Below are 26,797 nucleotides of genomic sequence, written 5' to 3'. Positions count from 1 at the left end.
AAGGGAATCGCATGCGTCACCCACGGGCCCCTCCCGGGCTCGTCACAGGCGCTTAGGGCCGCCAGGTGCGCAGGTGCTCGGCGACGCGGCCGGCAGTGCAGCGCGGGTCGTACAGGTCGCGAGCCAGGGCGGTGAGCTCCTCTCGGGTGGGAGTGACGGGGATGCCACTGGCCTCGAGGTACATGACGGCGACGGCGCAGGCGACCGTGAGGTTGGAGCGCTCCAGCCACCGGCAGCGGCCCAGCGTGTGGACCAGAGCAGCGGCGCGCGCGAAGGGGCCGCCGTAGACGGGTTGCTCCAGGAGCTCGGCGCGGTGGCGGGCGACTGCACTGATGGGCACGCCGAGGTCGTCAGGGGCGGGATCGCGGTGGCCGGCACGCTCGGCCACCTCCAGGATCCAGGACAGATCGACGTGCAGGGACATGCTCACGCAGCGGCGCCCCGCGGACTGGGGGCGGTGGCGTACTGGGCGTCCATGCCGGCTTCCAGATCGTCGAGGAAGGCACCGTGAGTGTCGATGAGGCGCTGGGCGGCGGCCATGCCTGCCGCCCGGGCACCGGAGGTGTCCTCGGCGATGAGACGCTCGATATACCGGTTGAAATCGAGCCCGCGGGCGGCTGCGGCGTCCTTTCCGGCGGCGAGTACGCCGGGCTCGAGTCGCACCTGCGTCTGCTTCTTCGCGCTGCTCATACAACCGAGGGTAGCAGGGTGGTAGCAGCCAAGGGGGCTGGATTGGACCGGCGATACAACTCGCGGGCGCGCATGCGGATTCAGGCGCCTTCCAACGGCCAGGTCTGCAGAACCTGGTCCAGGCGGTGATATGCGTCGTCGAACCAGGCGTCGGTCAGAACGACAGTGACCGTCACGGTAGTGAGCGACATCGAGCCGTCCGCGATGGTGACGTGGGCCCGCTCACCGTCCGGATCGAGCTCGATGAGCATCTCGGTCGCGCGCTTGCCCTCAGGCCACGCGACGTCCGCCCCGCCATCGAGCGCGTCCAGCACTCCCTGCCATTCCGTCAGGTCCTCTGGGAAGATCCACGTCGCGATACTTCCGCGTACGAAAGCGGTGTCGACGATGATTTCTCCGACCAACGCGTCGGTGCGGGGCTGGTCCTGGGCGGACTTCTTCCCGGTGATCCGTACGATCACGCTGGTGCCCTCGCCCTCCAGACTGATCAGGTCGATCGGGCCCTCGGACTCCATCGCTGCTCCCACCCTCCCCGGTACTTGTGCCCGGCACCATAGCCGACGGCGCTGACGCCGTCTCACCGACGTGGATACTGCATGACACGTGTGCATGGTGTGGAGAGGAGCAGTTCGCGAGCCATGCGGGCCCGCCGCAACGCGAGGGCCTACGAGCGCATGACCCCCATGCGGCCGGCGCACATCCGTTGAGCCACCATCACGCTCATGAGCCGCCACCTGGTCCGGCCGCACCGGCAAGCCCAGCGGCCGCCAACCGGCTCTCCCGGCCGCATGAGACCCCCACCGCTGCCTTTCGAAAGCCGCCCCTCGACGCCGATCCGAGCGGCAAGCGGACGATCCATCCGCCGCTTCGGCGAATACTCCACCCACGAACTCGGCATCCAGCCCCAGGCGTACGACCCACGCCTGGACGTCGACTTCAGCCCGCTCCGCGGTGATGCCCCACCCGCCGCCGACGGCTACGACCAGGCGGGTCCTCTGTGCAGGCGGAGGGCGCCGGAGCGCCGCTCTCCAGCACTCTCGCGGCGCGCCCCGAGATTCTCCCGCCGGCCGGCGGCGGCCTCACGGTCCACATGTGGGTCCTCACCATGGAGCTCTGGGAGTTACTCCTCCACGCTCACGGTCTCGCCGTCGAGCGGATCGACGTCCTCGACGCCCACGAGCCCGGCAACCCGGTTTCATGCGCATGTACGCCGCACGGAAGCGTGAGGCGCCAACTTCGTTCCCTGTCAGGAAAGTTACGCACGACCGCACCCGTCACGAGGTCCGTGACCGTCCGTAGGCCGCACGGTGGCTCATCGCTTTCGAACTCCGAGCCCAGAGCTCCTGCCACGATGGACGCCGAGCTTGCCAACCAGGCCTCAGTCCTTGATCATTCCGTTGGATTCGCCTCCTCGGACAGCGCTGCGTCACCCATGCTCTCGGCAGTCCTCCTGTACGCGAACCAGGGCATGAAGAACTGGGTGGTCGGGCCGACCGCCAGTGCGTACAGCACGGTGCCGACACCCACGCTCCCACCGAGCAGCCAGCCCACGGCGAGCACGGTGATTTCGATCAGGGTGCGGATGAGCCGGATGGAACGCCCCGTTGCGGCGGACGCGCCGGTCATCAGCCCGTCCCGGGGCCCGGGTCCGAAGCGCGCGCCGACGTAGACGGCGACAGACAATCCGTTGAGGAGGACACCACCGCCGAGCAGACCGACCCGGGCGGGAAATCCGAGGTGCTCGGGGATGAGCGAGAGACCGAGATCGGCCGAGTACGCCAGGACGATGATGTTGGCGACGGTGCCGAACTTCGGCCTCTGCTTGAGGGGGATCCACAACAGCAGCACGAGAACACCCACGACGGCGGTGATCGTGCCGAAGCTCAGGAAGGTGTGGTGCTCCAGACCCTCGGACAGGACGGTCCAGGGGGTGACGCCCAGCGAGGCCCGGACCATGACCGCGAGGCTGAATCCGTACAGAGCGAGGCCGGTGAACAGTTGGGGCAGGCGTCGCAGCGGACGCTCACCGAGAGGGACGTAGGTGAGTGGGGGCGGGGGCGGGCCCATACGGGACCTGAGCGGAGTCGCGGTGCGATCCTCGTGACCGCCCTGGAGTTCGGGCTCGGAGCGGTCCGTGATGTCCTGGTGCATGCCTGGTTGCCTCCATAATGTGCTCGTGCGCCTTCAAGGCCAATGGGGCAACTCTGTAGAGTGATTGGCCCAGATAACATGGCCAATCTTGGGAGAATGGTGTGGCTGACACGAATCCGTTCCCGCTCGTGGGCAGGGTCGGCCGCACGGACCGCACCCTGGGGAGCCGAAAGCTTGCCGCGATGCTGCCCGACCCGGCAGGAACGAGGCCCGCCTACCGTCACTTGGCCCAGGCGATCAGCGCACTGATCCTGGACGGACGCATCGCGTTGCACGTCAAACTCCCCGCCGAACGGGAACTGGCCGCCGCCCTCAACACCAGCAGGACCACCATCACCGCCATGTACGACCTGCTGCGCGAGAGCGGCTACGCGCACAGCCGCCAGGGCTCCGGTACCTGGACGACCCTGCCCGAAGGCCGTACTCCCAGCGGCATTACACGGCTCCTCGGACCCGAGGACACCGCGATCGACCTGGCCAGAGCCGCACCCGGACTGCCGGAGCAGACGCTCATCGATGCACTCGTCCAAGTCACCCCTCGGCTGGCCGAGCACGCGCACACTCCCGGCTACCACCCCTACGGCCTGCCGGAACTGCGCGCCGCCATCGCCGAGCGATTCACCCAACGGGGCCTGCTCACCGTGCCCGAACAGATCCTGGTGACCTCCGGCGCTCAGCACGCACTCACGCTCGTCATAGGGCTGCTGTGCCGCCCTGGCGACCGGGTCATGGTCGAGAACCCGTCCTACCCCAACGCTCTGGAGGCCATGCGCCGCGCTCGGCTGCGCACCGTGTCGGTCCCCGTGACCGATACCGGCTGGGATATCGAGATCATCGAATCGACCTTCCGCCAGGTGGTGCCCCAACTGGCCTATCTGATCCCCGACTTCCACAATCCGACGGGCTGCCTCATGCCCGAGCACGAGCGCGTTCGCATCCTGAGCGCCGCGGCGCGCTCCGGCACCTGGCTGGTCGTCGACGAGACCCTGGCCGACCTCGCCCTCGACGTCCCCGCCCCGCCGCCCTTCGCCTCCCACACCACGCCCGGTGGAACCGGCCAGGTCATCACCATCGGCTCGATGAGCAAGACGCACTGGGGCGGTCTGCGCATCGGCTGGCTGCGTGCCCCCGCGCGGCTGGTCACCGAACTTGCCGGCCAGCGGGTCGCCACCGATATGGGCGGCTCAGTCCTGGACCAACTCCTGGCCCTCGCCCTGCTGGCTAGGGCCGGGGAACTAATGCCGCCCCGCCTGGAACAGATGCGCCAGCAGCGCGCTGCTCTGGCCGCGGCCCTGGCCGAGCACATCCCGCGGTGGACCTGGCAACTGCCGCCAGGCGGGCTGTCGCTGTGGGTCGACCTGGGCGAGCCCGTCGCCTCGGCGCTGGCCGAGCGGGCATTGGACAACGGGGTACGCATCGAGAGCGGCGCCTACTTCGCCACCGACCCGGGCATTTTCGAACAACGGCTCCGCATCCCCTACACCACACCCCCAGAAACCCTGCGCGAAGCTGTACACCGCATGGCCGCCGCCCTCGCCGATGGCCGCTCGCTCCCGTCCACTACCCGACGACCGCACTGGGTCGCCTGAGAGCGGCCCTTCCTGCCGTCGCTTCACCGTTCCCGGACTCCCAACCGAACGGAAGCCAACGGCCGATCCCCATGCCACCGCCGCGTCCGGCGCCGAGGGCCCGACCGACGTTGCCGTCCTACGGGCCGCGGCGATACCCGTCGAGGACGGGGTGCCGGGCGACGAGGCGCTGTTCGACCCGGTGGGTGACTCCCGGTTCGTACTGATCGGAAAGGCATCCGCGCGGGACGCCCTTGAGCCGATCAGGGAAGATCAGGGAAGAGGAGCGCCGCGGGCAGTGAGCCAGAGTTCGTACCACTCTTCTCGGGTGAGGTCTGGTTCCTGCTGCGCGGCGTCACGGCAGGCGCGGATACGTTCAGGACGCGCGCTTCCGATCACCGGCACGATCCCGGCCGGATGCCGCTGGAGCCACCACAGCAGAATCGTCTCCGGCGTCGTGCCTTTCTTGTCGGCCAAGGACGTGATGAGCTGCGCGGTCGCGTACTCGTCCGGCGTCTGCTGCCGACCCGTGAAACGGCCCTGCGCGAGTGCCCCCCATGCCTGCAGGGAAATGCCGTTCGCCCGGCAGAACTCGACCGTCCCGAACGGGAAGCCGATTGCAGCGGCTTCCGGGGTGTTCACGAGGACACCGGCTTCGAGCCAGTCCCGCCGCTGCAGGCTCATCTCCAGCTGATTGGCGACCAGCGGGACGTCGAGACGTGCCTGGAGAGGGGCCATCTGCACGGCGCCCATGTTCGACACACCGAACCGTCGCACAATGCCCTGCCGGTGCAGCGATGTCAGTGCCTCGGTGATCTCGTCCGGGTCTGCCAAGGGATCCGGCCGGTGCAATAGCAGTACATCGATGACGTCGGTACGCAGACGAGCCAGGCTCTCCTCGACCCGCCGGGCGATGCTCTGCCCGCGGAGGTCGTAGATGCCGGGCCGCTCGCCGTCTGCAAGACGGATACCGCACTTGGTCTGCACCACGATGCGCTCACGCAGTCCTGGGGTGCGGGCGAGAACCTCACCGAAGACTGCTTCAGCCTTCCCGTGCCGGTAGATGTCGGCGTGGTCGAACGTGCTGATCCCGCAGTCCAGCGCCGCCTCGATTGCTGCCTCGGCATCTGCAATCTCCGGCGCGCCGTAGGGCTCGGTATCCCAACTGCCGCCGAGCCCCATACACCCGTACAGCAGCCGCCCACCGCTCGTCCCAGCATTCGTCGTCACACCGTCACCCTACGACGCAGCATCAGCAGCAGCTGTCCATGGACCGTTCGGACGATCGATCCTGTCCCCTGAGGATCAATGGAGGCCGATGCCGCCCCGACTGCTTCGAGGTCACCGGCGCCCGCTTCGCTCAGGGTTTCGGACGGTGCAACCGGGTTGGACGCCGCTCTCTTTTGGGGATCCGGCGTCAGACGGCCGACCCCATTTCTCGTCGTGCCAGTTCCCGTCAGACGGCCCGCAGTTCCCTGCGGAGAGAGCGGCCCGGTGCGGTCGGCACCGGGCCGACGCCCTGAGGCCTGCAGATGATGCAGACCTCAGGGCGCGGAGTGTCAGTGCTTCGTGACGGCGTCGAGTGCGTTGACGATGCCGTAGCCGTAGAAGCCGTTCACCCGCCTGTGGCCTTTGCAGGTCGAGTCTTCGATGCCGTTGCCGTCGGGGTCGTACAGTCCGGTCGGGCAACCGGGGTTGTCCGCCTGGGCCTTGAGCAGCGCCTGCAGAGCCTGCGGGCCGGCCCACGGGTGGGTGCTCTTGAGGAGAGCCGCGACACCGGCCACGTGCGGGCCGGCCATCGAGGTGCCCTGCAGGAAGGCGTACCCGTTGTTGGGCATGGTGGCCAGGATCCGGCCGTTCTTCGACGGGGTGTCCGGGATCTGGTACTTGTCGCCGCCCGGGGCCGCGACGTCGACGACGCCGAGTCCGTAGCTGGAGTAGTAGGACTTCAGGTTCTGCACGCCGGTCGCGGAGACCGTGACGACACCCGGCAGCTGGGTGGGGATGTCGAAGCACTTGTGCGGGTCTACGGTCCGCGGGGCCGGGGTGGTGTCGTCGGGGCTGGATTCGTCGACGATCGCGTCGGAGTCGAGGTCGTGGTTCGAGTTGCCCGCGGACGCGACGTGCAGCGTGCCCTTGCTCTGTGCGTACAACGAAGCCCGGTTGACCGCGTCGACGATGGCCTTCTGGTCCGGGTCGTCGAGGCAGTTGTAGAGCCACGGGTCGATGTAGTAGCTGTTGTTGGTGATCTCGACGCCATGGTCGGCGGCGAACACGAACGCGCAGACGACACTCTCCGGGAAGAAGAGGCTGGTCTTCGGGTCGCTCACCTTGATCGATGCGACCTTGACGCCCGGAGCAACGCCGGCCACGCCGATGCCGTTGCGGGCGGCGGCTATCTCACCGGCGACGTGCGTGCCGTGGTAGTCCTCCGCCGGGTCGTAGGGACGCCAGGCACCCTCGCTGGTGTCCGCGACGCCGCCCACGCAGTTGGCGGACTGACGCTTGGAGAAGTTCGCGGCGAGGTCGGGGTGGGTGTCGTCCACACCCGTGTCGATCACGGCGACGGTGACGTTCCTGCTGCCCGGGTTGACCTTGGCTGCCTTGTCCGCGCCGATGGCGCGCAGGTCCCACTGGTCGGCCTCGAGCGGCTCGGTGCCATCGGTGGCGGCCGTACGGGCCTGGGCCTTGGCGCTGTCCACGTACTCCGGGGCGCCCATCTCGGTGGTGCTCGCAGGGGCGAGTGCGGCGGTACGCGTGGCACCCGCGCTCTGCACGCCCTTGACCGTGCGTATCTGCTTGGCGAAGTCGGGGTTCGCCGAGTGGACGACGATGACGCCGATCTTCTCGTAAGTTATGACAACGGTGCCGCCGGCTTCGGCTATCGCCTTCTCAACGGCCTTGATTTTGCCGTGGTTCGCCTTGGTGTTGACCACGTACGAGAGCTTGGGGCCGTCCGTGGTCGCTGTGGCAGGGGTGTCCTGCACGGCGGCCTGGGCGGAGGCGACGCCCGGCAGAAAGCCGAGCGACGCGGTGAGCGCCAGTCCGGCCGGTACCGCGAGGGCGGCACGCAGGCGTCTGGAGCGCAGATGAGCCATGGAGGTACTCCACATCATCAAAGGGCTGCCCGAATTGTGTACGCACGGGCGAGGTACGTGACGAAGCAAGCTAGCGTCGATCAAGCGTGCGTATCAATGGCCAACGGCAATAGGCTTCCTTACTTGTTTCCGACTCCCCGTAGACATTTCGCCCACCGTGCGATGCTGAAGATCGCTTCCGTCGGTGGCGGTGCGTCCGGGGCGACAGCCCGGCCAGGGTGGTCACCCCGTGGTTGCTGGTGCTTCCCGATCGCACCGGGTCGGCGGCCGGCTGCATCTCCAGCCCACACGATCAAGAGTCCTCGCGGTACTGGGGTGTTGGTAAGAACCGTGGCACCAGGGGCCAAATAGTTGATCTTACGTTGGCCCCTGGTGTGGGGTACCGACAACGGTCAACGGGCAGCAGGGTTCATGCGTAGGTCGCGAGGACCGCGCTCAGCGGACAGCCTCGGACTGGACCGTCCACGTGGTGTGAAACGTCATCCCTTGACAGCGAATGTCGGTGTCTTCCTTCAACTTCACAGCGTCAGCCAGCACGAATGGCAGGTTGGCCTGGCTGAGGTCAAGCGTGGGCAGCGTGCCCACGCCGGTTGCGGACAGTTCGATCTGATCGTGGCAGTAGGTCATGTCGTCGGCGTTCGCAACGGTGTCGACAACGACGTCGTCGGCGGCGATGGAGATCAGCTTGGCCCTTACGTTGCTATTCGGGTTGGTGAACGTGAGGGTGACGTCTGCGGTTTCGCCGGGCAGCATCTTGCCGGTTTGCCCGCCGGTGACCGTGATGGGGGCGAAGGACTCGGCGGAGCCTGTCACGGCGTCCGATGTGCTCTGCTGGATGAACGCAGCGATGGCGAATCCGCCGATCCCGAGGATTGTGCCGACGACGGTGACGCCGAGCACGGTGCGGATTTTCGTGTTGAGGCGCATGGGGGTTCCTTTACATCGGGATGAAGCCTCGCGGCCGACAAGCTGGAGGGGGGTACAGGTGCGCCGTTGGCTGCTGGCGTGGCGTGGGGATTGCGGGCCGCCCATGTGCCGGTAGTGCCGTTGACCGAAACGGTCGTCGTGGTTGTCAGGCCGGGCCTGACTACGGCTTCGCCCATTGCCGGTCCGGCGATGCCGAGGGCGACGGAAGCGACAACGATGGCGGTGCGCATGCCAGTGGAGCGCCGCAGGACCCTGAGTCTCAGGAGGTTCCTCCGCGGCGCGGGTCCGCGTCTGGGGACGGCCAGTTCACGGCGCCATTCGTCAGCCCCAATGATCACGTGATGGGCAACGCCCGACCTGCGCAATGGTCACGAATTGTCCGCCGGATACGCACCGCCATGACGTCGGAGGCGTCCAGTGAGTCCGCGGTGTTGGCTCGACGGCGAAGTCTGCGGCGTCGTCGTTGTCGAAGGGGCCGATGCCCCAGGTGCCCATGGTGATCTCCTCCAGGAGTCCGCGGTGCCGGCGTGGTCAGGAGCGGCAGGCGATTCCTCCGCGAGTTCGGCGCAGGCGGAGTGCCACCTTGCCGGTGCTGTGCGCTGCGGCCATCGAGGTGGCGGAGAGTGGGGCGACCGCGGCACTGTGATCGCGGGCCTGACCCTGCCCTCGAACTCGGGTTTCGTCGAAGGACACGTCAACCGGATCAAGATGCTCGAGCGCCAGATGCTTGAGCCCGCCGAACCGAAAAAGCAGCACAAAGCAGGCGTACGCTGGCAGAACGCCGTATTGCACCGCGAGTGAACGCTGGAGGCGGCGCATGACCGACCCTCACGGCTTCCTCAAGATTCCCCGTCGGCCCGTTCCGCCGCGCCCCGTCGAGGAACGGCTGAGCGACTGGAACGAGGTCTACGCGGGCCAGGCGCTGCTTCCGCTCGTGTCCGAGCAGGCCGGGCGCTGCATGGACTGCGGCCTACCGTTCTGCCACAGCGGCTGCCCGCTGGGGAATCTCATCCCCGAGTGGAACGCGTACGCGACGCAGGGCGACTGGCGAGCCGCGGCCGAGCGGCTGCACGCGACAAACAACTTCCCCGAGTTCACCGGGCGCCTGTGCCCGGCGCCGTGTGAGGACGCCTGTGTGCTGGCCATCAATGCCGATCCCGTGACGATCAAGAACGTCGAGCAGGCCATCGCCGACCAGATCTGGGAACGCGGGTACGCGCCACCGCAGCCGCCCGAGCGGCTCAGCGGCAAGACCGTCGCCATCATCGGCTCCGGACCCGCGGGACTGGCAGCGGCCCAGCAGCTGACCCGGGCGGGCCACACGGTCGCGGTGTACGAGCGCGCGGACCGAGTCGGCGGACTGCTGCGCTACGGCATCCCCGCCTTCAAGCTGGAGAAACGGCACCTGGACCGCCGCCTCGAGCAGATGCGGGCGGAGGGCACCAAGTTCCGCACGGAAGTGGACGTCGGCAGCGATCTCGACGCCACCGAGCTCAGGAGGCGTTACGACGCGATCGTCGTCGCCGTCGGAGCCATGGAGCGCCGGGAGCTCCCCGTCCCCGGCCGCGAGCTGTACGGCATCCATCAGGCCGTGGACTACCTGACCCTCGCCGACCGGGTCAGGGAAGGCGACTACGCCTCGCCCCCCGTCACCGCCGAGGGCAAGCATGTGGTGATAGTCGGTGGCGGGGACACCGGCTCGGACTGTCTGGGCACCGCCCTCCGCCAGGGCGCCGCCTCCGTGGTGCAGCTGGACATCAACCCGGAGCCCGGCGATGCCCGGCCGGACACCGACCCCTGGCCCACGTATCCGAAGGTCTACCGGATCTCCCATGCCCACCAAGAGGCCCGGGGGCGGGAGGGCACGGATCCGAGGGTCTTCTCCTCCGCCACCCTCCGCTTCGAAGGGGGCCCGGCCGGCCACGTGCACACGCTGCGCCTGACGGAAGTGGAACCCGAGGCCAGAAGGCCGCTGTCGGGCACCGAGCGGGTGATCCCGGCGGAGCTGGTCCTGCTCGCCCTTGGCTTCTCCGGTCCCGAACGGGGCACCGGCCTGATGAAGCAGCTCGGGCTCACGCTGGACGAGCGCGGAAACTTCGCGCGGGACGCCGCCTTCGCGGCCGAGACGGCCGAGACGGCGGAGCAGGCCGAGCGGACCGTCCGCACCAAGACGGACGGGATCTTCGTCGCGGGCGACGCGGGACGCGGCCAGTCCCTCGTGGTGTGGGCCATCGCGGAGGGACGTGCCGTCGCGGCGGCCACGGACCGCTATCTGACCGGCTCCACCGTGCTCCCGGCCCCCATCACTGCAAAGGACCGGCCCCTGGCGGCGTGATGCCCGGGCTGCCGCTGCCCCCGCGGGCGCGGCCCGAACCTGCCGCGCATCCTCCCCTCGGCTGTAAAGTGACCGGTGTAACTCCTGTGTGCCCCTGGCTGTCGAACCCGCTGGTGAGCGCAGGGAAATGGCCATCTGGGTCGTGACGGTGATGCGCATGGTCACGTGGAACCAGTCCCGCAGTGCTCGGCCTCGACGGTGCCGCCGTGCAGCTGGCGGTGGGCCTGGTCTGTATCTGTGCCAGGGCCCAGGGTCAGTGGCCCTGGGAGCAGCTACTGAAGGATCGCGTCACCGACCGGACCGACCGCCGATGGATCCAGCCGCCCTCGGTAGCCGGCCATAGGGGCGGACGTGGCCGACGAGGTGCGCATCGGTCTGCTCGGTGGCTTGGACGTGGCGGTCGGAGACCGCCGTGTCGCCGCCGGGGCGTGGCGGCTGCGCAAGGCCAGGAGCGTACTGAAACTGCTGGCCTTGGCACCAGGCCACAGGCTGCACCGGGACCGGTTGTACGACCTGCTGTGGCCCGACCTGGATCCCGAAGCCGCTTCCAACAACCTGCACCAGGTGTTGCATGCTGTCCGGCGCGCGTTGGCGACGGCCGGGACACCCGGCGATGTCGTCGTCCTTCGAGACGACATGGTCGTACTCGGCCCGGACGGCGGCGTCCGAGTCGACCTCGACGAGCTGGAGGAGGCGACACGACGGGCATCGGCCGGCGGCAGGCCGGCGGATTACCGCGCCGCGCTTGCCCTGGCCGAGCATGAACTGTTGCCCGAGGACACCTTCGAGCCATGGACGCAGGAGGTGCGCAGTGCCATAGGTGTGCGGCGCACCGGGCTGAGACTGGCTCTCGCCGAGACGCTCGAGCGGGAGGGCCGCGCCGCCGAGGCGGTCGAGGTGCTGCGGTCTCTGATCGCCGACGATGAATTGAACGAGCCAGGCCACCGGGCACTCATGCGGGTCCTTGCAGCTGCGGGGCGACGGCGGGAGTCGCTGGCGGTGTACGAGCAGCTGCGCGACGCGCTCCGTGGTGACGCCGGATCCGACCCGGACCCGCAGACCCGCGAGTTCTACCGCACTCTGCTGGTCGGTTCGGTCGAGGAGCCGGCCGGTCGCCGTCCCGTCCATCGTCACAACCTGCCGGCGCAGATGACCAGCTTCATCGGCCGGGAACGCGAGATCGTCGAAGTGGAGGAACTCCTCGCGCGAAGCCGGCTGCTGACCCTGACCGGCCCTGGCGGTTGCGGCAAGACGCGACTCGCCGTGGCCGTCGCAGCCCACCACGTCGAGGCTGTCCGCGATGGTGTGTGGTTTGTCGACCTCGCCGCGCTCACAGACCCCAGGTCCGTTCCGGACGCGGTCGCCGCGGTGCTCGACATCCAGCTCTCGCCGAGCAACAGGACGCAAGCGGCGCTGGTCACGCAGCTCGCCGGGCGGGAGCTGCTGCTCGTGCTCGACAACTGTGAGCACCTGGTCGACTCTTGCGCCGCCCTGGTCGCGGACGTTCTGGCCCACTGTCGGGGAGTCGTTGTGCTGGCCACCAGCCGCGAGCCGCTGCAGGCCTACGGCGAACGCACATGGAGGGTGCCTTCACTCGGGCTGCCGGACGTGCGTCGGCTGCCACCGCCGGCCGAGCTCGGCCGTGTCTCATCCGTGCGGCTGTTCGTGGAGCGGGCCACGGAGGCCGTCCCGCGTTTCCAACTGGACGCGGACAATGCGGCCGCCATCGCGCAGATTTGCTTCCGGCTCGACGGGATGCCCCTGGCCTTGGAACTCGCGGCCGCGCGGGTACGCATGCTGACACCGCGACAGATCGCCGAGCGGCTCGACGACGCGCTCAGCCTCCTCGGGCAGGGCAGCAGGCATACGGTGACTCGGCAGCAGACGCTGCTCGCCACCCTGCAGTGGAGTCACCAGCTGCTCGACCCCGAGGAGCGACTGCTCTTTCGTCGGCTCGCGGTCTTCGCCGGCGGCTTCTCCCTGGCCGCGGTGGAGGAGGTGTGCACCAAGGACATCGACCCCGCATCCGTGCTGGATCTGCTCGGCCGACTCGTCGACAAGTCGCTCGTCCTGGTGGAACGCCACGGCGACGAGGCGCAGTATCGACTGCTGGAAGCGATCCGGCAGTACGCGCGGGAGCGGCTGCGCGAGACCGGGGAACTGCTGGAGACCGAGAGCCGCCATCGCGGCTTCTATCTCGCACTCGCCGAATCGCATGACCCCGAGCTGACGACCCGGATCTCCGGCGAGACGTCGCTCCAGCTCGAAGTCGACCACGACAACCTCCGCGCCGCACTGAGATCGGCCCTTGAGAGTGACCCGGACACCGCGCTACGGCTGGCGGTCGCGTTGCGGCTGTTCTGGTCCGAGCGAGGCTACTTCGCCGAGGGGCGGCGCTGGCTGGACGACGCCCTCGCCGCCGCGCGGGCGCCGACCCCGCTACGGGCGCGGGCGCTCACCGGTCAGGGCGTGCTCGCGGTACGACTCGGTGACGGCTCCCGGCTTGCGTCGATCGGTGCGGAGATCGTGGCGATCCACCGGGCGCAAGGAGACCCGGCGGCACTGGCGTACGCCTGCTACCAGCAGGCGGTCCTGTTGTGGATGCGCGGCACCTGGGACGAGGCACGGACGGCACTCGACGAGGCATGTGCGCTCGCCGGCGGCGAGTCGTCCGTTCTCGCGGCCGCCGCGCACCAGCGGGGAATCTGGGCCGTCTGCCGGGATGACGGGAGAGCGGCCCGCGAGGCCTTCGCCGAGAGTCTGCGTCTGCTCGCCGGCCTCGCCAACGGGACCCGGCCGTTCTTCCCCGTCATGACACCCGGGTACATGGCGGAGGAGGACGCCGAGCGCAGGATGTCGGTGTTCTTCGAGGAGACCGTGATGGTCGGGCGGCTGGTGGGCGCGGCACAGGCTCGCGGGTACGCGTTGTCCAATCTCGCGTGGGCCACCCGGCTGAACGGCGATGCGCAGGAGGCCAGAACAGCGGCCGAACAGAGCGTGGACTGCTTCCGCGTGCTCGGCGACCCCCACGGGGAGTCGCTGGCCCTCAACACCCTCGGAAACATCTGCCGCACCCATCGGGAGTACGACGCAGCGCGGCAGTACCTCGACGCCAGCCTCCGGATCAGACGCCGGCTCGGCGACCGCCGCGAGGTCGGGATCACACTCGGCAACCTCGGCCTGCTGGCCATGGCCGTCGGCGACGTCGACGGCGCACGGGCGGCGATCGGCCGGGCCCTCGCGGGTTTCGAGGAGACCGACGACATCCCGGGGACGACGAACAGCCTGCTCCACCTCGGGCTCGTCGCCCGGGCTGCGGGCGACGCCGCCACGGCGCGGGATCTGCTCACCCGCGCCCTGGACCTGGAACACGTGGCCGGTTCGACGTGCGCCGCCGGGTGGGTGGCGGCCATGCTGTCCCGGCTGGCGGAGGAAGCGGGCGACCGTACCGGCGCGGACGCTTTCACCGCCCGTGCGCTGGGCCTCTTCACGCGAGTGGGCGACATGAGGGGCCTGGCTCACCTGCGTCGCGCCGGGACACGGGCGCAAAGCCGACGCTAACCCGGTGCTAAGCGGCACCTCCTACGGTCCTTGATGTCGGAGCGAAGACCACACCAAGGAGGCCGACGATGTCGATCGAGACAGCAAGGGGTGTCCTGGGGGACGCCACCATCGGTGAGCTGGAAGCGGCTCTGCGTGGGACGGTAGTAAGGCCGGGCGACGCGTCGTACGACGAGGCCCGGTCGATTTGGAACGCCGCGCACGATCGGCGGCCGGCCCTGATAGTGCGCTGCGCCGGGACCGCCGATGTGATCCGGGCGGTCGAGTTCGCGCGCAGCCAGGACCTGCCTGTCGCGGTGCGGGGCGGCGCACACAGCATCGCCGGGTTCTCGACCTGCGACGACGGGATCGTCATCGACCTGTCCGCCATGAAGGGGGCGCGTGTCGACCCCGTGGGACGCCGGGTCGTCGCACAGCCCGGGCTGACATGGGGCGAATTCGACCACGAGACCCAGGCGTTCGGCCTTGCCATGACCGGCGGCCTGGTCTCGACGACCGGTATCTCCGGTTTCACCCTGGGTGGTGGGGTGGGCTGGCTTGTCCGCCGCTACGGCCTGGCCTCCGACAATCTGGTGGCAGCCGATGTCGTCACCGCGGACGGCCGGCTCGTGCACGCCAGTGCGGAGGAGAACCCCGACCTGTTCTGGGCGCTCCGGGGCGGCGGCGGCAACTTCGGTGTGGCCACATCGCTCGAGTACCGGCTGCACCCGGTCGGCCCGCAGGTCCTCGCAGGCCTGATCTTCTACCCCCTCACCGAGGCACGCCAAGTCCTCACCCGGTGGCGCGACCTGACCGCCGAGATGCCCGACGAACTGACGACACTGGTCAACCTGACCACAGCGCCCCCGCTGCCGTTCCTGCCGGAGGCGGTGCACGGCACCCGGGTCGTGGTCGTCGCCGGCATGTACGCCGGTGCCATCGAGGCCGGTGAGGCAGCGGTCCGTCCGTTGCGCATGCTCGGTACCCCGATCGCCGACCTCATGGGGCCCATGCCCTACGTCGGAATGCAGTCGCTGCTGGACCCGCTGTGGACGCCCGGCGCGTACAACTACTTCACCTCGGCATTCATCGAGCCATCCGACACGGCGATCGATGCGCTGATGCGCCTGCACCTCACCACGCCGACGCCCTCCAGCGAGCTGCACCTGCACCATCTCGGTGGCGCGTACGGTCGCATCCCCGCGGACGCGACCGCGTTCAGCCAACGCGACGCAGGCGTCCTGTGCAACGTGATCGCGCGCTCCGACAAGCCGGCAGGCTTCGACGGGCACGCCGCGTGGGCACGCGCGGCACGGGAGGAGATCGCGCGCCACGGCGACGGTGCCATGTACGTCAACTTCACCGGTGACGCGGCAGAGGACAAGGTGCGCGCCTCGTATCCGGGCGCGGTGCACGACCGGCTCGTGCAGGTGAAGGATGAGTACGACCCCACGAACCTGTTCCGGCTCAATCAGAACATCCGCCCGTCCTCAGCGAGCTGACCTGGTGCACTCCAGACCGCGTGGGCGGTACCGGGACCACTGTGTCGGTTCCTCCTGCCCGACAGTCGGCGCGGGCTGGGCCGTGCGGCCAGCGGTTGCGGTGCGAGCGTGGTGCCGCCGGCCCTTGCGATGCCGCCGCAGCGCGGCACCGCAAGGGTCCAACTTTGGGGCTGGTGGTCGCAGTCCGCTCGCATACAGGACGGACGCCGTGCGTGTGACCCGCGTGCTGATTCCTGGATCCCGTGCTGGAAGCACCTGGACCTACGCCCCAGTGGTCACGTGCTCCTCTCAGGGGTACCTCGCGATGGGGATGTGGATATCGAGGACGGCACCGCCGGCGCGGGCTGGTGGCGCGTCCAGACTCTCCAGGACGTGGAGCATCGGCTTGTTGACCGCGGAGACAGTCGCGGTCAGGGTGTGGTGTCCGGCCCGGCGGGCCACGTCGGCCGCGTGTGCGGCCAATGCGGTGCCGAGCCCCTTGGACTGCCATTCGTCCTCGATCAGCACGGCGAGTTCGCCGACCCCTTGCTGATCGGTGCGCATGACGTTGGTCATGGCGATGATGCGGTCCGTGCGCTGGGCGGTGGTGGTGACCAAGGTGGTGCCGCGCTCCGGGTCGGACAGCAGCCGCCATCCGGCCGCAGACATCTCAGGTTTACCCGCGTGGTAACGCAAGGCTCGGCTACCCGGCGAGCAACGGCGGTGCAGGGCCTGGATGGGCCCGAGGTCGGCGGGTGTCACCTCCCGGGTCCGGGTGGTGGTGCCGTCGGTCAGCGTGATCGGGTGTGCGGGGCCTCGAGGGCCGGCGTCGGGCATGCGGCGCTCTCCTCACATAGGCGAACGTGATTGGTGTGCCGCGGAGCCCCTTCTGGGGGCATGTCCGCCTTGGCACAGGAGCAGTCTTTTTCCACTCCCCAGCCGATTCAAGGGATGTTCACGCCATATCGATTACGCTTCGCGCACTGCTTGTCACTCATCGGAGTGACATCTGTGTACTCTTAGTCCTCCTCCGCTGCCCTCGGGGCAAGGAGCATGCGCGCACCGACCCGTACGACGTCCCAGTCAGTGCCCGGGTCACGGTCCCGCGCACGCTGCAGCCAGGTCGCCCGGTCCCTGTGCTCATGGCGCAACTGCTCCATGTCCAGTTGGACACCGGGCGGAGGGCCTGCATCCTCCAGCTCGCTGATGCGCTGGTCCATCGCGGCGAACAGCGCCCGGTCGAGTTCGGTCACCGCGGCGAGGAACTCGCTCGTCGGCATGGTCACCCGACCCGTCTGCGGGCCGACGAACTCGATCACGCCTTCAGGGTCCGCCCGGTGCTCCCAAGTGACGGTCACGGCGTCGTCCTCGCCGACGATGGTGCGCCAGCAACGTACGTGCGGGGCGATGCGCAGATAGCTGGCGTACAAGTAGCCCGCGCTGTGCCAGGTCAACGCCGCCTCAGCCTCCGGCGTGTCCAGCCAGGCCCAGTCCGGCGAGATGTCAGCCGCGACGTCCACCAAATCCTGTGGCACCGGTTGCATCGCCTCCGACACGAGCGCGATCACGTCTTCCCACAGTCGGACGACGTAGTAGTCCACATAAGGGTTGGGTGGCTCGGCGTCACTGTCGTTCCGCAGTTCCTGGACAGTGCGCTCCGAGTAACGCAGCACTTCATGGCCGCCCAGGTCGATGCAGTACCAGCCGTCGGTCAGCGCGAACCAGTGAAGTTCGGGACGCTCCCCGCCCCACGGCCTGACCAACTCCAGCGGAGTCAGTCCGAAGCGGAAGCGAATCGCGGGCGCAGTATGGATCACCGGTCCAGTGTCCCAGTTCGCTCACCCGAGGTAACTCGACAGCATCAGCAAGGGTGCGCCAAGGGCGTGTCCGAAGGCGGAGTGGGGACGGTCGAGCCCCCTCAAGGACTCGGCTTGTCGCGGCAGGAGCGGGCGTCGATCGAGGGGCCGCTCGGCTTGTGGGTGCTGATCCAGCCGGGGTCCGCGATGGGCAACCCGGGCAGGGACGTCACGATGTCCCCGATCCACTCGCTGGTGCCCACGAACCTCTTCAGCCAGGTGGCCAGTCTCCGGCAGTCTGCACGATGCCCCTTGGGCAGCCCGATTCCGTAGAGCTGAGGCGCGCCGATGGTGAGCCCGGGGAGCACGCGCAGGTTGTCCGCAGCGTGCTGCTGGGCAAATCCGTAAAGGATTGCCTGGTCGGTCGAGACGGCGGCGACCTGACCGTCCACCAGAGCCTCAATGCAGTCGGAGGCGTCGTCGAGGACCTGCACGACCACGCCCATCCCCTTGAGGTTGGTCAGCGCCTCCTGCGACGTGGTGCCGTCCCAGGTGCAGACCCGCTTGCCTCGCAGATCCTCAAGTGCCGTGATGTCCCAGCCGTTTGAGCCCACGAGAAATCCCTGGCGAGTCTTGAAATAGGGACCGACGAAATCAACCTTGCGCATCCGTTCCGGCGTGATGGAGAACGAGGCGATCACCATGTCCGCCGTGCCGTCCTCCAGTTGAGCGATTCGGTCCCCCGACGAAACGTCGACCGGCTGGCTGAACGGGACCCCCAATTCCTCCTTCACGCGCTCGAAGAGCAGATAGTCCATGCCCGAACGGTCATAGTTCTCGGAATAGGAGATCCCCGGCAGATCGTTGTGCGTGGCAACGGTGACCCTCTCGGCACCGAGGAAGTGTGGCTCGCCCGACGGCGGGCCGCAGGCCGTAAGGGCAGCGGTGACCGCCACGGCAAGCGCGGCCGCGACGCAGGCCGACGGCCGTCGTGGCGGTTGGCCGGCCGGCCGTGGGCGCGGTGTGCGAGACATGGTCTCCCCCTCAGTCGTGGAACGCCGCACTGGCGACGGAAACAGCTAGCAGGCAGCCCTCTTCGGCGGACAGGGTGACCTGAACGCGAACCTCGGTGCGTGAGCCGCCGAGTGGGAGGTCGACGGGCGTCCCCGCGCGCACCCCCTCGACCCGGCCTGTCTTGCTCCCCCCGATGAGTTGCAGCGTGAGTTCACTCTCGGGCGTGCAGGACTGCTGCAGCGGATCGGCGTCCTCGACCGCCATCGTCAGGCGCAGCCAGGAACGTTTCACGGAGCCGTCGACGACGATCCGCGCGGCGGACGTGTGCGTCATCGGACCCGAGGGGGAAAGGTGCGTGCGTCCGGTGACGTCGATCTCGCCGTGCTCGGCGAGATGATCCATTCCCACGAGCCCCAGGACCGCGAGCAGCAGGGCGAAGCCTTGCACGAGCGCACGCGGTACGGGCGAGCGGCTGTTGCCCACCACGCCCACGACCCGGCAGAAGGACAGCACCACGGCCGTACCGATGGCGGCGTACACCCAGGAGAACTGACGAGCCGGTCCGGCCGGCCCCGCGATCAGCGCTGTGGCGCCCAGTGCCAGTACCAGAAAGAAGGGTGGCCAGTTCCAGCCGCTCCAGCGCTTGGCTCTGCCGGAGACCTCGCTGACATCACCTGTGAAGAGGGTGAGGACCACCCTGCCGACCTTGCCGATCGTCAGCGATCCAGAGCCTGTTGAGTTCACGTGATAGGTGTCGGTGGAGCGGTGGGGAGTCACCAAGCGGCTCCACCGTCCGGGCGACGGCCGAAGTGGAAGTCAGCGTGCGTGATCCGGCCGATAGCCGGTGAGTTTTCACCGTGGGACGTCACCGTGATGGTGTCACCGGGCCGGTTCGACTCCATGGCCCGTCGTACGTGAGTGAGCAGGGCTTCGCCCGTCAGCGAACCCTCCGCCAGCCACCGACCGATCGCCGTCTCCAGTACCAGCCGGTCGCCTGCTGTCAGGTTGGCGACGGCTTCGACGGCAGCTGCTTCCTCCGGGCTCCCCGCCGAGGCGTCGGCCTGCCTGCGCAGTAGTCCGCCGAGAAGGGCGCGGCCGCGCTCCACGGCACTGTCCGCGAGTCGGTTCTGTACCGACTGGGCCAGCGTGCCGGCGAAGGTGCCCGCTGCTGCGGTCACGAACGGGGTAACGGCGGCTGCAGCTGCCAGCAGATCAGACATGGCTTTCCCATCCTCGGCAGCACTCGCACAGGCCGCACTCGTACGCCTCACGCAGCGCGTTTTGGCCTCGTTCAGCTGGCTTTCGAGGCTACGGAAAGCGAATGTGCCGCATGCCGGATGGACTCTTCTGACGGTATTTCTCCGATGCTGTCAGCTGCGAGTCCGAGTGTGTGCTGATGCGGCCGGAACGGGTCACGTGAGGAGCGGTGGGCGCGGCTCGACAGCTTGGCCGTGCCGGTCTGGTCCGCAAACTTCGTAACTGGGCTCTGCCGTGGCAATGAGCCGGCGGACCGGACGTGAGGCAGTGTGCAAGGACGCCGGCGTCCAAGATTCGGTCATCGGGGTAGACCGAGCTGCATCGCGCCCCCAGGGAGTCGACTGCTGTCACCCAGTACTGTCCGGCCGAGTGTGAGTACGTCAGCCCGGACGGGCTGAGTACGTCGGCCGATTCCCACCGGCGCCGCTGCTGGTCGAATGAGAACCATGACTCCTGACACAGCGCGCCACCCCCGCATGCAGCACGTCACCAACACCGGCACGGCGCTGGCCGTTGTCCTGCTGCCACTGGCGGCCGGCATGCTGCTGGCCAAGGCTATGGGCTCGGACCCGCTGACATCGGTCAACGCGATGATCGCCCACAGCGGGCAGCGAGCACGCGTGTCACCTTCGCAGTGGCGCGGATGCGGCAGATATGCACTGCGCGGGCGGGAGGCTACCGCGCGCAGGGCCGCTCTGCGCACGCGCGCGGCTGCCGCCTGCCGCTCGGCGACCCGCACGGACAGGAGTACCGCTGCCACGAGCGCGGGCGCGGAGGAGAACCTGTCCCCTGTCCAGGGCGTTTAGGTTTCGCACTTCTCCTCGGCGTTGTCGGTGGCTCAGCAGCTGCGGGTACTTCCGGCTTTGGCGCGGGCTCTTGCCGCCCATCTTGCGGAGGTTGCACAGAATGTGGCCAGGGAGCCGTGTACAGGCTGTCGTTGGGCTCGAGGTCTGCGAACCCGCCGCCGGCGTCGTGGCGCACAGCCATGTAGAAGAACATGCGGGCGAGGTCGAGCCACCACTGGTGTCGCGGAGGCTCGGTCCACAGTCACAGGTTCGCCTGTTGGGAAGGGCCGTCAGCCCTTCGGCACGATACCCAACGAGCGGACGAGCTGGGCCAGTTCCTCTCGGAAGAGCTTGTCCGGGCTGATTGTCTGGGTATGCAGATGGCCGTAGACCTCCAGTGACACCAGGCCGTGCAGGTGGCCCCACATGCGCAGGGCGAGTGCCACGGCGGCTGGGGGGAGGTCAGGGAATGCCGGGCGGACCTTGCCGAGCAGGCCGGCATCGAAGTCGGACCACTGGAAATCGCTGTCCGCGTAGAGGTGTCCGGCGTGCGGCCAGGCGGCAGCCGCGAGGGCGGTGAGGCCGGTGCAGACCCGGTGCGCGGCGTCCGGTGCGGCGCCGCCCTCTGGGGCTCGGTAGCCGGGTACGGGATCGCCGTAGATGAGGCGGAAGCCCTCCGGGTTGGCCAGGGCCCAGTCCCGGAAGGCGGACGCCCATGCCTGGATCCGGCGGGCCGGGTCCTTGGCGGGGGCCGTGTCCCAGGCGGCGTCCACGGCGTCGGCCAGCGAGGTGTACACGTCGTTGATCAGCGTGGTGACCAGGTCGTCGCGGGTGGCGAAGTAGCCGTAGATGGCGTTGGCGGTCATGCCCATCTCGCGGGCGATGGCCCGCAGCGTGATGGCGTCGGGCCCACCCGAAGCCATCAACTCGAGTGCGACCTGCTTGATTTCCGCCGTCGTCTCGGCCCGCAGCCGCTCGCGGCGTCCCCTTGTGCTTCCCACAGTCGCGCTTTCCACGGCACCACTCTACAGCGTCTCAAGATTGATTGCCGTATCTTAACTTCACGGCGTATAGTTTTCGCACGCCGTCACAGCAAGGGAGAACCATGCACATCGGAGTCATCGGAGCCACGGGCAGCATCGGCAGTCGCGTCGTCACCGAAGCCCTCGGCCGCGGGCACCACGTCACAGCGTTCACCCGGGACGCCACGCAGATCAGCGAGGACCGGGAGAACGTCGCCTGGAAGAGCGTCGACGTCCTCGACGCCGGCAGTGTCGCCGCGGTCGTCCCCGGCCTGGACGTACTGATCAGCGGATTCCAGCCCGGCAACGGTGCCAGGAACATCGCGGATACCGTGGAGCGTTCGATCGCCGATCCCACGGTCTACGCCACCGCCGCGCAGGCGCTGTTGAAGGCGTTGGAGAGCCACCCCCGGACCCGGCTGATAGTTATCGGCGGCGCCGGCAGCCTGGAGGTCGAACCCGGATCAGTACGGGCGGACTCCGACGAGCACCTGCACGAGAGCCTCGATCTGCTCGGACTTCCGAGAGAGTACGCCGCCGCAGTACGCGGTCATCGGGATGCCCTGAATGTCCTGCGCATGTCCAACCGGCTATGGACCTACTTCAGCCCCGCGGAGAACATCGCTCCCGGCGAGCGCACGGGCCGGTTCCGGATCGGCGGCGACCAGCCGGTCCTCGACGCCGACGGGCGCAGCAGCATCTCCATGGAGGACGCCGCCGTCGCGCTTGTCGACGAGGCGGAACTGCCCCGCTTCGTCCAGCGCCGCTTCACGATCGGCTACTGAACGGTCGCCGACGGGACATCAGCGGCGGGCCGGCGCCATAGCCACGCTCATCGTGGTGGGCTCGGCCCTCCCCTGGACCTGACTGCCTGGCAGCCCCGGAAGTGGCGCCGCTCCGGCAGATACCTGGCTGTCAGCCTCCCCCGACAGGTCGGGCCTGTTTTCGTGCAACGTCCCGAAGGAGTTGAGCCAGAACCTGACGAAACAGACACAGCCACAGGCACCGACGGCGTGTATCAGAACTTGCCCATGTGCTCTTCAGTGCGGTGCCCCAACTGCTCACGGAACTCCGCGAAAAAGCTGTCGGTGAGCGGCGGCCACCCCCAGAAGTCGAAGGCGAGCGCCCCGAGGGCGAAGCCGGTCGGCCACTCCCACTCGGTGACCGGGACGGGCACACTGCAGGAGGAACAGACGGCCCTCCCCTCCCCCGTTTCCCGCCATGCGTCGATGCCGTCCTGGAAAGGCTGCCAGGCCTCCTCGTCCGCCTCCCACTCCTCCGGATAGTTGATGATCACGGTCTTCGTCCGGCAGCGTGGGCACGTGGCGGATTCCGGCTCGCTTTCCCCCTGCCCCCCGATGTGGTCATCCCGCCCGACGATGACGGCCACCGGGCCCGGTATCCAGTCCGAACCCCAATCTTCCGCAGTCCGCTTCCAGTTGGGGCCCGGCACGTAGCCCTCGTCCACGTTCAGGCTGTACATCGCGTCACTGGACATCTCGCGCGTGAGTAGGCTTTCGGCAACCATCCAGTCGACCATCCGCTCCGCGAGCACCCCGGCCTCCTCGGCCGTCACCTCGACATCGACGATCCGCTCGAAGAAGTCACCCATCGCCCTTCAGTCCCCCTTGATCAGTCAGCGGAACCCACGATGCCATCCCCCTCCGACAATGGACCGCGTCACTGGTGAAGAAGCAGCACCGCGGCCGGCAGTCCTTGACGCCGCACATTCCCAGCCAGTCCGAGCACATGAGCTTTTCCACCTCAAGTGGGATGGTCGGCGCCGGGTCCAGCCGAGGATTGCAGCGAGCCCCGTCCAGGCTTCCGCGACGTCAGTTCCGGCAGCGCGGACAGGGCCTGCAGCCCCTTCAGGAAGCCGGCACGGTCGGCGGCCGGCAGCTGGGTGAGCAGTTGCTCCTCGCCTTGCTGGATCGCAGCCTGTACCGCATCCCGCAGCCGTTGGCCCGCGGCGGTGAGCGACAGCAGACGTACCCGTCGGTCCTTGGGATCCGGCTGACGGCGGATCAGCTCCCGTGCCTCCAGGTCGTCGAGGACGGCGATGATGCGGGTCTTGTCCGCCCGGATGGCCTCGGCCAGCGCCGCTTGAGTGCGGATCGGTGACTCGTCGAGGTGCAGCAGTACCGAGTATGCCCACATCGTCAGACCGTGCGCGTCGAGGATCGGCTGCTCGGCTGCCATGAGCGCACGGCCCAGGGGCACGATCATCGCCGCCAGATCGGGACGGGTCGGCCGCCCCCCGGATGTGGTGCCACTGTCGGCTGCGTTGTCGGCCATGGTCAAGAAAATACCCGTTGACAATTCATGTGCTCACACAGATCGTAAGCACATGCCTATGAATCATGCGGATGCGCCCGCATCGCACGCGGACTTCGCACGCCTCCGGCGCCTCAACGCCCAGGCGGTCCGGGACAGCGTGAACCTGATACGCCGGATGACCCCCGGCGATCTCCTCAGGCCAACCCCCTGCTCGGCGTGGACACTGACCGATCTGCTCGCCCACATGACGGCCCAGCACCACGGATTCGCGGCGGCGGCGCTCGGGCACGGGCAGGACCTGTCGCACTGGTCGGTCCGCCCGCTCGGCGAGGATCCCGTCACGCAATACGGCGACGCAGCCCAGAACGTCATCGCCGCGTTCACGACCCTGGAGAGCCCCGACCACGAGTTCGCCCTCCCCGAATTCACCCAAGCTCAGACCTTCCCCGCCGCCCGCGCGATTGGCTTCCACCTCATCGACTACGTGGTGCACAGCTGGGACGTCGCCCGCACCCTGGGCATCACGTACGCACCCGGCTCCGAACTCCTGCAGGCCGCACTGCCGATAGCCCGCGCCGTCCCGGACGGCGACTCCCGGCTCGCCCCAGGCAGCGCCTTCCGGCCGGGGCTGGCCGCGGACGACGACACGGGCACACTGGAGAAGATCCTGGCGGCTCTCGGCCGCTCGCCGGACTGGCGCACCCCCCTCTTCCGCGACAACCACGCCGGCCCGGAGTGCGGCGCGGCTGCCCCCGGCACCACTTGCTGAGGTCCTTGCGGACGCACCGCGCCGACCGCCCCCGTCCGATCACGCGCTCGGACGCTCTCGTGGAGGGCTGAGCACCAAGGTGCATCTGGCCAGTGACGGCAAAACGCGGCCTCTCGCCCTCTTCGTCACCGCAGGCCAGGTCGGTGACGCGCCGGTCTTCGAAGTCTTCATGTATTCGTCCCGTGCGGTCCGCGGGCATCTCCGCCGCCGCGGCAGCCTCGCTGTCACCCCGCAGCCCCGCGACCAGATCGGCCACCGCCTGCGGTGACGGTGAGGTGGCGCGGCGGTTCAGGGCGGCGGTGACGCCGTCTCCGCCTCCGTCGCGCGAGGCGCGGGCTGCCGCATATACGTCGAACTGACCCTTGTCCCGTAGGCGGAACGCGATTAGGGTTCGGCAATGTCGAACAACGGTCGGGGCACTTCGTGGAGCCGATCGTGTGCAGCGGTCGACGCAGCGTGGCGCGCCGCTGGTCAGAGCACGCCCGAGGGCGCGGTTGAACAGCCGCAGGAAACCCTGCCGAGCAAATCCACCGGGAAATCGCCATGCGAACCACCGTCTTGAATCCGTCCACGGCGCGGCGCGGCACCATCGCACACCGTGTCGCGGCCTCTCGTCGCGGGCCGGGCAACGCCGTTTCCGTTTACACCTTCACCGTGCCAGCGGTACCCGCCGAGGTCCCCGTCGCCCGGAAGAGGGCGACCTGCGTCCTGCGGGGCTGGGGGCTCCACGAGGACGGGCTGAACACGGCCGCGCTAGTGATCTCCGAGCTGGTCGGCAATGCCGCACGGCACGCCATCCCGCACTCGGCCAGAACCACGGTGATGCTCACCAGAACCGGGACGACGCTGGCGCTGGCGGTGCACGACGAACACCCCTTTCTGCCGCAGCCCCTGCCCACGGCCGATTCCGGACAGGAATGCGGACGGGGCCTGATGATCGTCGACAGCCTCGCCCGCGAGGCAGGCGGCGCGTTGCAGGTACGCAGGGTGCCCGCGCGCGGCAAGGAAGTCCGGGCGCTCTTCCCCGCCGCCGACTCCGCGGACACCGCGGACCTCGCGGCATGTCTGGCCGACGCATGCCCGGTGATGCACTTTCAACGGCGAGGCCCAGGTGACCGCAGGGCTGTGCATCACGGCTGACCCGTCCGGTACCGGCTGTCGGCGGCCAGGTGGGCTCGCCTGCCGGGGCCCTTCTGTTGCGGGCCCCGGCGCCGTGCTGATGCGCGCGGATCACACTCAAAAACAGGCGCCCCTGACCAGCACAGACAGACTTCCAACGCCGACGAGCGCGAACCCGAGGGAGCCACGGTCGCGTTCGAACGGGCCCAGCTGCGGGACGTGCTGAAGCAAGCACGCGCCGACCTGGACGACCTCGATCGAGCTGCCCATCGGGTACTTACCAGTGAGTATCGGATCTGCGAGGCGTAGCGGCACCTGACCTGCCAGGGCTGGCCCCTCACGCGCTCCGAGCGGCTCCACCGGACTGCCGCCCGCCGGGTGCGGTCGCGCAGCGTCACGCGGTAGAGAAAAGTCGAAGCCACTGGAAGCGTGAAACAGCTCGGTGCAGACGATCATGCTGATGAATCCGGGCGCTGCCTTCGTCGGCGAGGATCTCGACCCTGCCGGCCTCAAGGCCGTCAGGTGCGGTGCGCACAACGTCGGCGGGGTCGTTCTTCTCCACATCCCAGCCGGCCATCATGTCGGTGTCGGGGCTGGCCAGGTGCAGGCCTGTCACTGTGGTTCCCTGACCGGCCAGTTCGAGGCGAATGCCCTTGGTGAAGCTCCACTCGGCCGACTTCGCCGCGCTGTAGGCATTGGCCGCGTCGTAGGACAGCCACGACGTCGCCGACCGGACGTTGAGGATCGCTCCGCCGCCGTTGACGGCCAGGACGGGCGCGAAGGCCCGGACCACGCCCAGCGTGCCGAAGTTGGCGGGTCCGGCTGACGCCCTACGCCCCCTGCCAGGCGGCCGCCAGATGGTCGGCACGGGCAGCGACTCGTCAATCCTGCCGCGCCGAAGATGGAACGGCACACCCAAGATTCACCTCTAGGGTGACGCACCAGTACTTTCCCGAAAGGCAGTGTTG

26 protein-coding genes and 1 pseudogene are annotated in these 26,797 nt (G+C 68.6%); 10 read left to right on the top strand and 17 right to left on the bottom strand.

All coding sequences use genetic code 11. The annotated features are described in order from the left end of the window. Positions 1 to 52: 52 nt before the first annotated feature. From ACFYXH_RS21480 to ACFYXH_RS21465, 4 genes are all read right to left on the bottom strand, one after another. Positions 53 to 424, bottom strand: a complete 372-nt coding sequence (locus tag ACFYXH_RS21480) for a fic family toxin-antitoxin system, toxin component (RefSeq protein WP_389565794.1) — start codon at positions 422 to 424, stop codon at positions 53 to 55. A gap of 2 nt (positions 425 to 426) precedes the next feature. Further along, on the bottom strand, positions 427 to 690 hold the full coding sequence (locus tag ACFYXH_RS21475; RefSeq protein WP_389565175.1) for a hypothetical protein: 264 nt from the start codon (positions 688 to 690) through the stop codon (positions 427 to 429). 80 nt (positions 691 to 770) lie between these two features. Continuing rightward, a complete protein-coding gene (locus ACFYXH_RS21470; protein ID WP_389565172.1) occupies positions 771 to 1,205 on the bottom strand; it encodes a DUF5959 family protein in 435 nt (144 codons plus the stop codon). A gap of 874 nt (positions 1,206 to 2,079) precedes the next feature. Further along, positions 2,080 to 2,841 (bottom strand): YitT family protein, encoded by a 762-nt coding sequence (locus ACFYXH_RS21465; protein WP_389565169.1) that lies wholly within the window; start codon positions 2,839 to 2,841, stop codon positions 2,080 to 2,082. 101 nt (positions 2,842 to 2,942) lie between these two features. On the opposite strand from ACFYXH_RS21465, the gene ACFYXH_RS21460 reads away from it, so the two are divergent. Continuing rightward, positions 2,943 to 4,430 (top strand): PLP-dependent aminotransferase family protein, encoded by a 1,488-nt coding sequence (locus tag ACFYXH_RS21460; RefSeq protein WP_389565166.1) that lies wholly within the window; start codon positions 2,943 to 2,945, stop codon positions 4,428 to 4,430. A gap of 252 nt (positions 4,431 to 4,682) precedes the next feature. Here ACFYXH_RS21460 and ACFYXH_RS21455 read toward each other — a convergent pair whose 3' ends face one another. The 4 genes from ACFYXH_RS21455 to ACFYXH_RS21440 all read right to left on the bottom strand — a co-directional run bounded on the left by ACFYXH_RS21455 (position 4,683) and on the right by ACFYXH_RS21440 (position 8,929). Further along, the gene (locus ACFYXH_RS21455) at positions 4,683 to 5,639 is read right to left on the bottom strand and encodes an aldo/keto reductase family oxidoreductase (RefSeq protein WP_389565163.1); all 957 of its coding nucleotides are present in this window, start codon (positions 5,637 to 5,639) and stop codon (positions 4,683 to 4,685) included. 329 nt (positions 5,640 to 5,968) lie between these two features. Next, positions 5,969 to 7,507, bottom strand: coding sequence for a S8 family serine peptidase (locus ACFYXH_RS21450; protein ID WP_389565160.1), 1,539 nt, complete (start codon positions 7,505 to 7,507; stop codon positions 5,969 to 5,971). A gap of 435 nt (positions 7,508 to 7,942) precedes the next feature. Beyond that, positions 7,943 to 8,434, bottom strand: a complete 492-nt coding sequence (locus tag ACFYXH_RS21445; RefSeq protein WP_389565157.1) for a hypothetical protein — start codon at positions 8,432 to 8,434, stop codon at positions 7,943 to 7,945. Between the two features lie 321 nt (positions 8,435 to 8,755). After that, the gene (locus tag ACFYXH_RS21440; protein ID WP_389565155.1) at positions 8,756 to 8,929 is read right to left on the bottom strand and encodes a DUF4259 domain-containing protein; all 174 of its coding nucleotides are present in this window, start codon (positions 8,927 to 8,929) and stop codon (positions 8,756 to 8,758) included. A gap of 147 nt (positions 8,930 to 9,076) precedes the next feature. On the opposite strand from ACFYXH_RS21440, the gene ACFYXH_RS21435 reads away from it, so the two are divergent. The 4 genes from ACFYXH_RS21435 (at position 9,077) to ACFYXH_RS21420 (ending at position 15,811) form a co-directional block, all read left to right on the top strand. Then, on the top strand, positions 9,077 to 9,235 hold the full coding sequence (locus ACFYXH_RS21435) for a hypothetical protein (RefSeq protein ID WP_389565152.1): 159 nt from the start codon (positions 9,077 to 9,079) through the stop codon (positions 9,233 to 9,235). A 16-nt stretch (positions 9,236 to 9,251) separates the two neighbouring features. Further along, the gene (locus ACFYXH_RS21430) at positions 9,252 to 10,769 is read left to right on the top strand and encodes a glutamate synthase subunit beta (RefSeq protein WP_389565150.1); all 1,518 of its coding nucleotides are present in this window, start codon (positions 9,252 to 9,254) and stop codon (positions 10,767 to 10,769) included. Between the two features lie 351 nt (positions 10,770 to 11,120). Further along, a complete protein-coding gene (locus tag ACFYXH_RS21425; RefSeq protein WP_389565147.1) occupies positions 11,121 to 14,330 on the top strand; it encodes a tetratricopeptide repeat protein in 3,210 nt (1,069 codons plus the stop codon). A gap of 68 nt (positions 14,331 to 14,398) precedes the next feature. Then, a complete protein-coding gene (locus ACFYXH_RS21420) occupies positions 14,399 to 15,811 on the top strand; it encodes an FAD-binding oxidoreductase (RefSeq protein ID WP_389565144.1) in 1,413 nt (470 codons plus the stop codon). A 288-nt stretch (positions 15,812 to 16,099) separates the two neighbouring features. Here the strand turns inward: ACFYXH_RS21420 and ACFYXH_RS21415 are convergent, their stop codons facing one another. The 5 genes from ACFYXH_RS21415 to ACFYXH_RS21395 all read right to left on the bottom strand — a co-directional run bounded on the left by ACFYXH_RS21415 (position 16,100) and on the right by ACFYXH_RS21395 (position 19,820). Continuing rightward, positions 16,100 to 16,627, bottom strand: a complete 528-nt coding sequence (locus ACFYXH_RS21415; protein ID WP_389565141.1) for a GNAT family N-acetyltransferase — start codon at positions 16,625 to 16,627, stop codon at positions 16,100 to 16,102. 182 nt (positions 16,628 to 16,809) lie between these two features. Beyond that, entirely contained in the window at positions 16,810 to 17,607 is a 798-nt protein-coding gene (locus ACFYXH_RS21410) for a DUF5984 family protein (RefSeq protein WP_389565137.1), read from the bottom strand. A gap of 101 nt (positions 17,608 to 17,708) precedes the next feature. After that, a complete protein-coding gene (locus tag ACFYXH_RS21405) occupies positions 17,709 to 18,542 on the bottom strand; it encodes a transporter substrate-binding domain-containing protein (protein ID WP_389565134.1) in 834 nt (277 codons plus the stop codon). A gap of 88 nt (positions 18,543 to 18,630) precedes the next feature. Continuing rightward, positions 18,631 to 19,377, bottom strand: a complete 747-nt coding sequence (locus ACFYXH_RS21400; protein WP_389565131.1) for a hypothetical protein — start codon at positions 19,375 to 19,377, stop codon at positions 18,631 to 18,633. Beyond that, positions 19,374 to 19,820 (bottom strand): hypothetical protein, encoded by a 447-nt coding sequence (locus tag ACFYXH_RS21395; RefSeq protein ID WP_389565128.1) that lies wholly within the window; start codon positions 19,818 to 19,820, stop codon positions 19,374 to 19,376. The genes ACFYXH_RS21400 and ACFYXH_RS21395 overlap by 4 nt, the downstream gene beginning before the upstream one ends. A gap of 483 nt (positions 19,821 to 20,303) precedes the next feature. Between ACFYXH_RS21395 and ACFYXH_RS21390 the strand changes: the two genes are divergently transcribed. Then, positions 20,304 to 20,663: a hypothetical protein gene (locus ACFYXH_RS21390; protein ID WP_389565125.1), complete on the top strand. Its 360-nt coding sequence runs from the start codon at positions 20,304 to 20,306 to the stop codon at positions 20,661 to 20,663. A gap of 269 nt (positions 20,664 to 20,932) precedes the next feature. Here ACFYXH_RS21390 and ACFYXH_RS21385 read toward each other — a convergent pair whose 3' ends face one another. Beyond that, a complete protein-coding gene (locus ACFYXH_RS21385; protein ID WP_389565122.1) occupies positions 20,933 to 21,658 on the bottom strand; it encodes a TetR/AcrR family transcriptional regulator in 726 nt (241 codons plus the stop codon). An 89-nt stretch (positions 21,659 to 21,747) separates the two neighbouring features. On the opposite strand from ACFYXH_RS21385, the gene ACFYXH_RS21380 reads away from it, so the two are divergent. Then, positions 21,748 to 22,449, top strand: coding sequence for an NAD(P)-dependent oxidoreductase (locus ACFYXH_RS21380; protein WP_389565119.1), 702 nt, complete (start codon positions 21,748 to 21,750; stop codon positions 22,447 to 22,449). A 233-nt stretch (positions 22,450 to 22,682) separates the two neighbouring features. Here ACFYXH_RS21380 and ACFYXH_RS21375 read toward each other — a convergent pair whose 3' ends face one another. Continuing rightward, positions 22,683 to 23,276: a hypothetical protein gene (locus tag ACFYXH_RS21375; RefSeq protein WP_389565116.1), complete on the bottom strand. Its 594-nt coding sequence runs from the start codon at positions 23,274 to 23,276 to the stop codon at positions 22,683 to 22,685. A gap of 152 nt (positions 23,277 to 23,428) precedes the next feature. After that, on the bottom strand, positions 23,429 to 23,959 hold the full coding sequence (locus tag ACFYXH_RS21370) for a MarR family winged helix-turn-helix transcriptional regulator (RefSeq protein ID WP_389565114.1): 531 nt from the start codon (positions 23,957 to 23,959) through the stop codon (positions 23,429 to 23,431). Between the two features lie 52 nt (positions 23,960 to 24,011). Between ACFYXH_RS21370 and ACFYXH_RS21365 the strand changes: the two genes are divergently transcribed. The 3 genes and pseudogenes from ACFYXH_RS21365 to ACFYXH_RS21355 all read left to right on the top strand — a co-directional run bounded on the left by ACFYXH_RS21365 (position 24,012) and on the right by ACFYXH_RS21355 (position 25,850). Further along, complete coding sequence (locus tag ACFYXH_RS21365; protein WP_389565111.1) at positions 24,012 to 24,710, top strand: TIGR03086 family metal-binding protein; 699 nt, start codon at positions 24,012 to 24,014, stop codon at positions 24,708 to 24,710. 46 nt (positions 24,711 to 24,756) lie between these two features. Then, positions 24,757 to 24,969 (top strand): annotated as a pseudogene (locus ACFYXH_RS21360) (IS5/IS1182 family transposase); the annotation flags it as partial. Positions 24,970 to 25,253: 284 nt separating this feature from the next. Next, entirely contained in the window at positions 25,254 to 25,850 is a 597-nt protein-coding gene (locus tag ACFYXH_RS21355) for an ATP-binding protein (protein ID WP_389565109.1), read from the top strand. A gap of 373 nt (positions 25,851 to 26,223) precedes the next feature. On the opposite strand, the gene ACFYXH_RS21350 is transcribed toward ACFYXH_RS21355, so the two are convergent. Further along, complete coding sequence (locus tag ACFYXH_RS21350) at positions 26,224 to 26,742, bottom strand: SDR family NAD(P)-dependent oxidoreductase (RefSeq protein WP_389565791.1); 519 nt, start codon at positions 26,740 to 26,742, stop codon at positions 26,224 to 26,226. Positions 26,743 to 26,797: the final 55 nt, after the last annotated feature.

It is taken from the genome of Streptomyces sp. NPDC002730 (assembly GCF_042888805.1).
In the GTDB taxonomy this organism is placed as follows: Bacteria; Actinomycetota; Actinomycetes; order Streptomycetales; family Streptomycetaceae; genus Streptomyces.
This window is presented reverse-complemented; position numbering and strand designations above follow the sequence as displayed.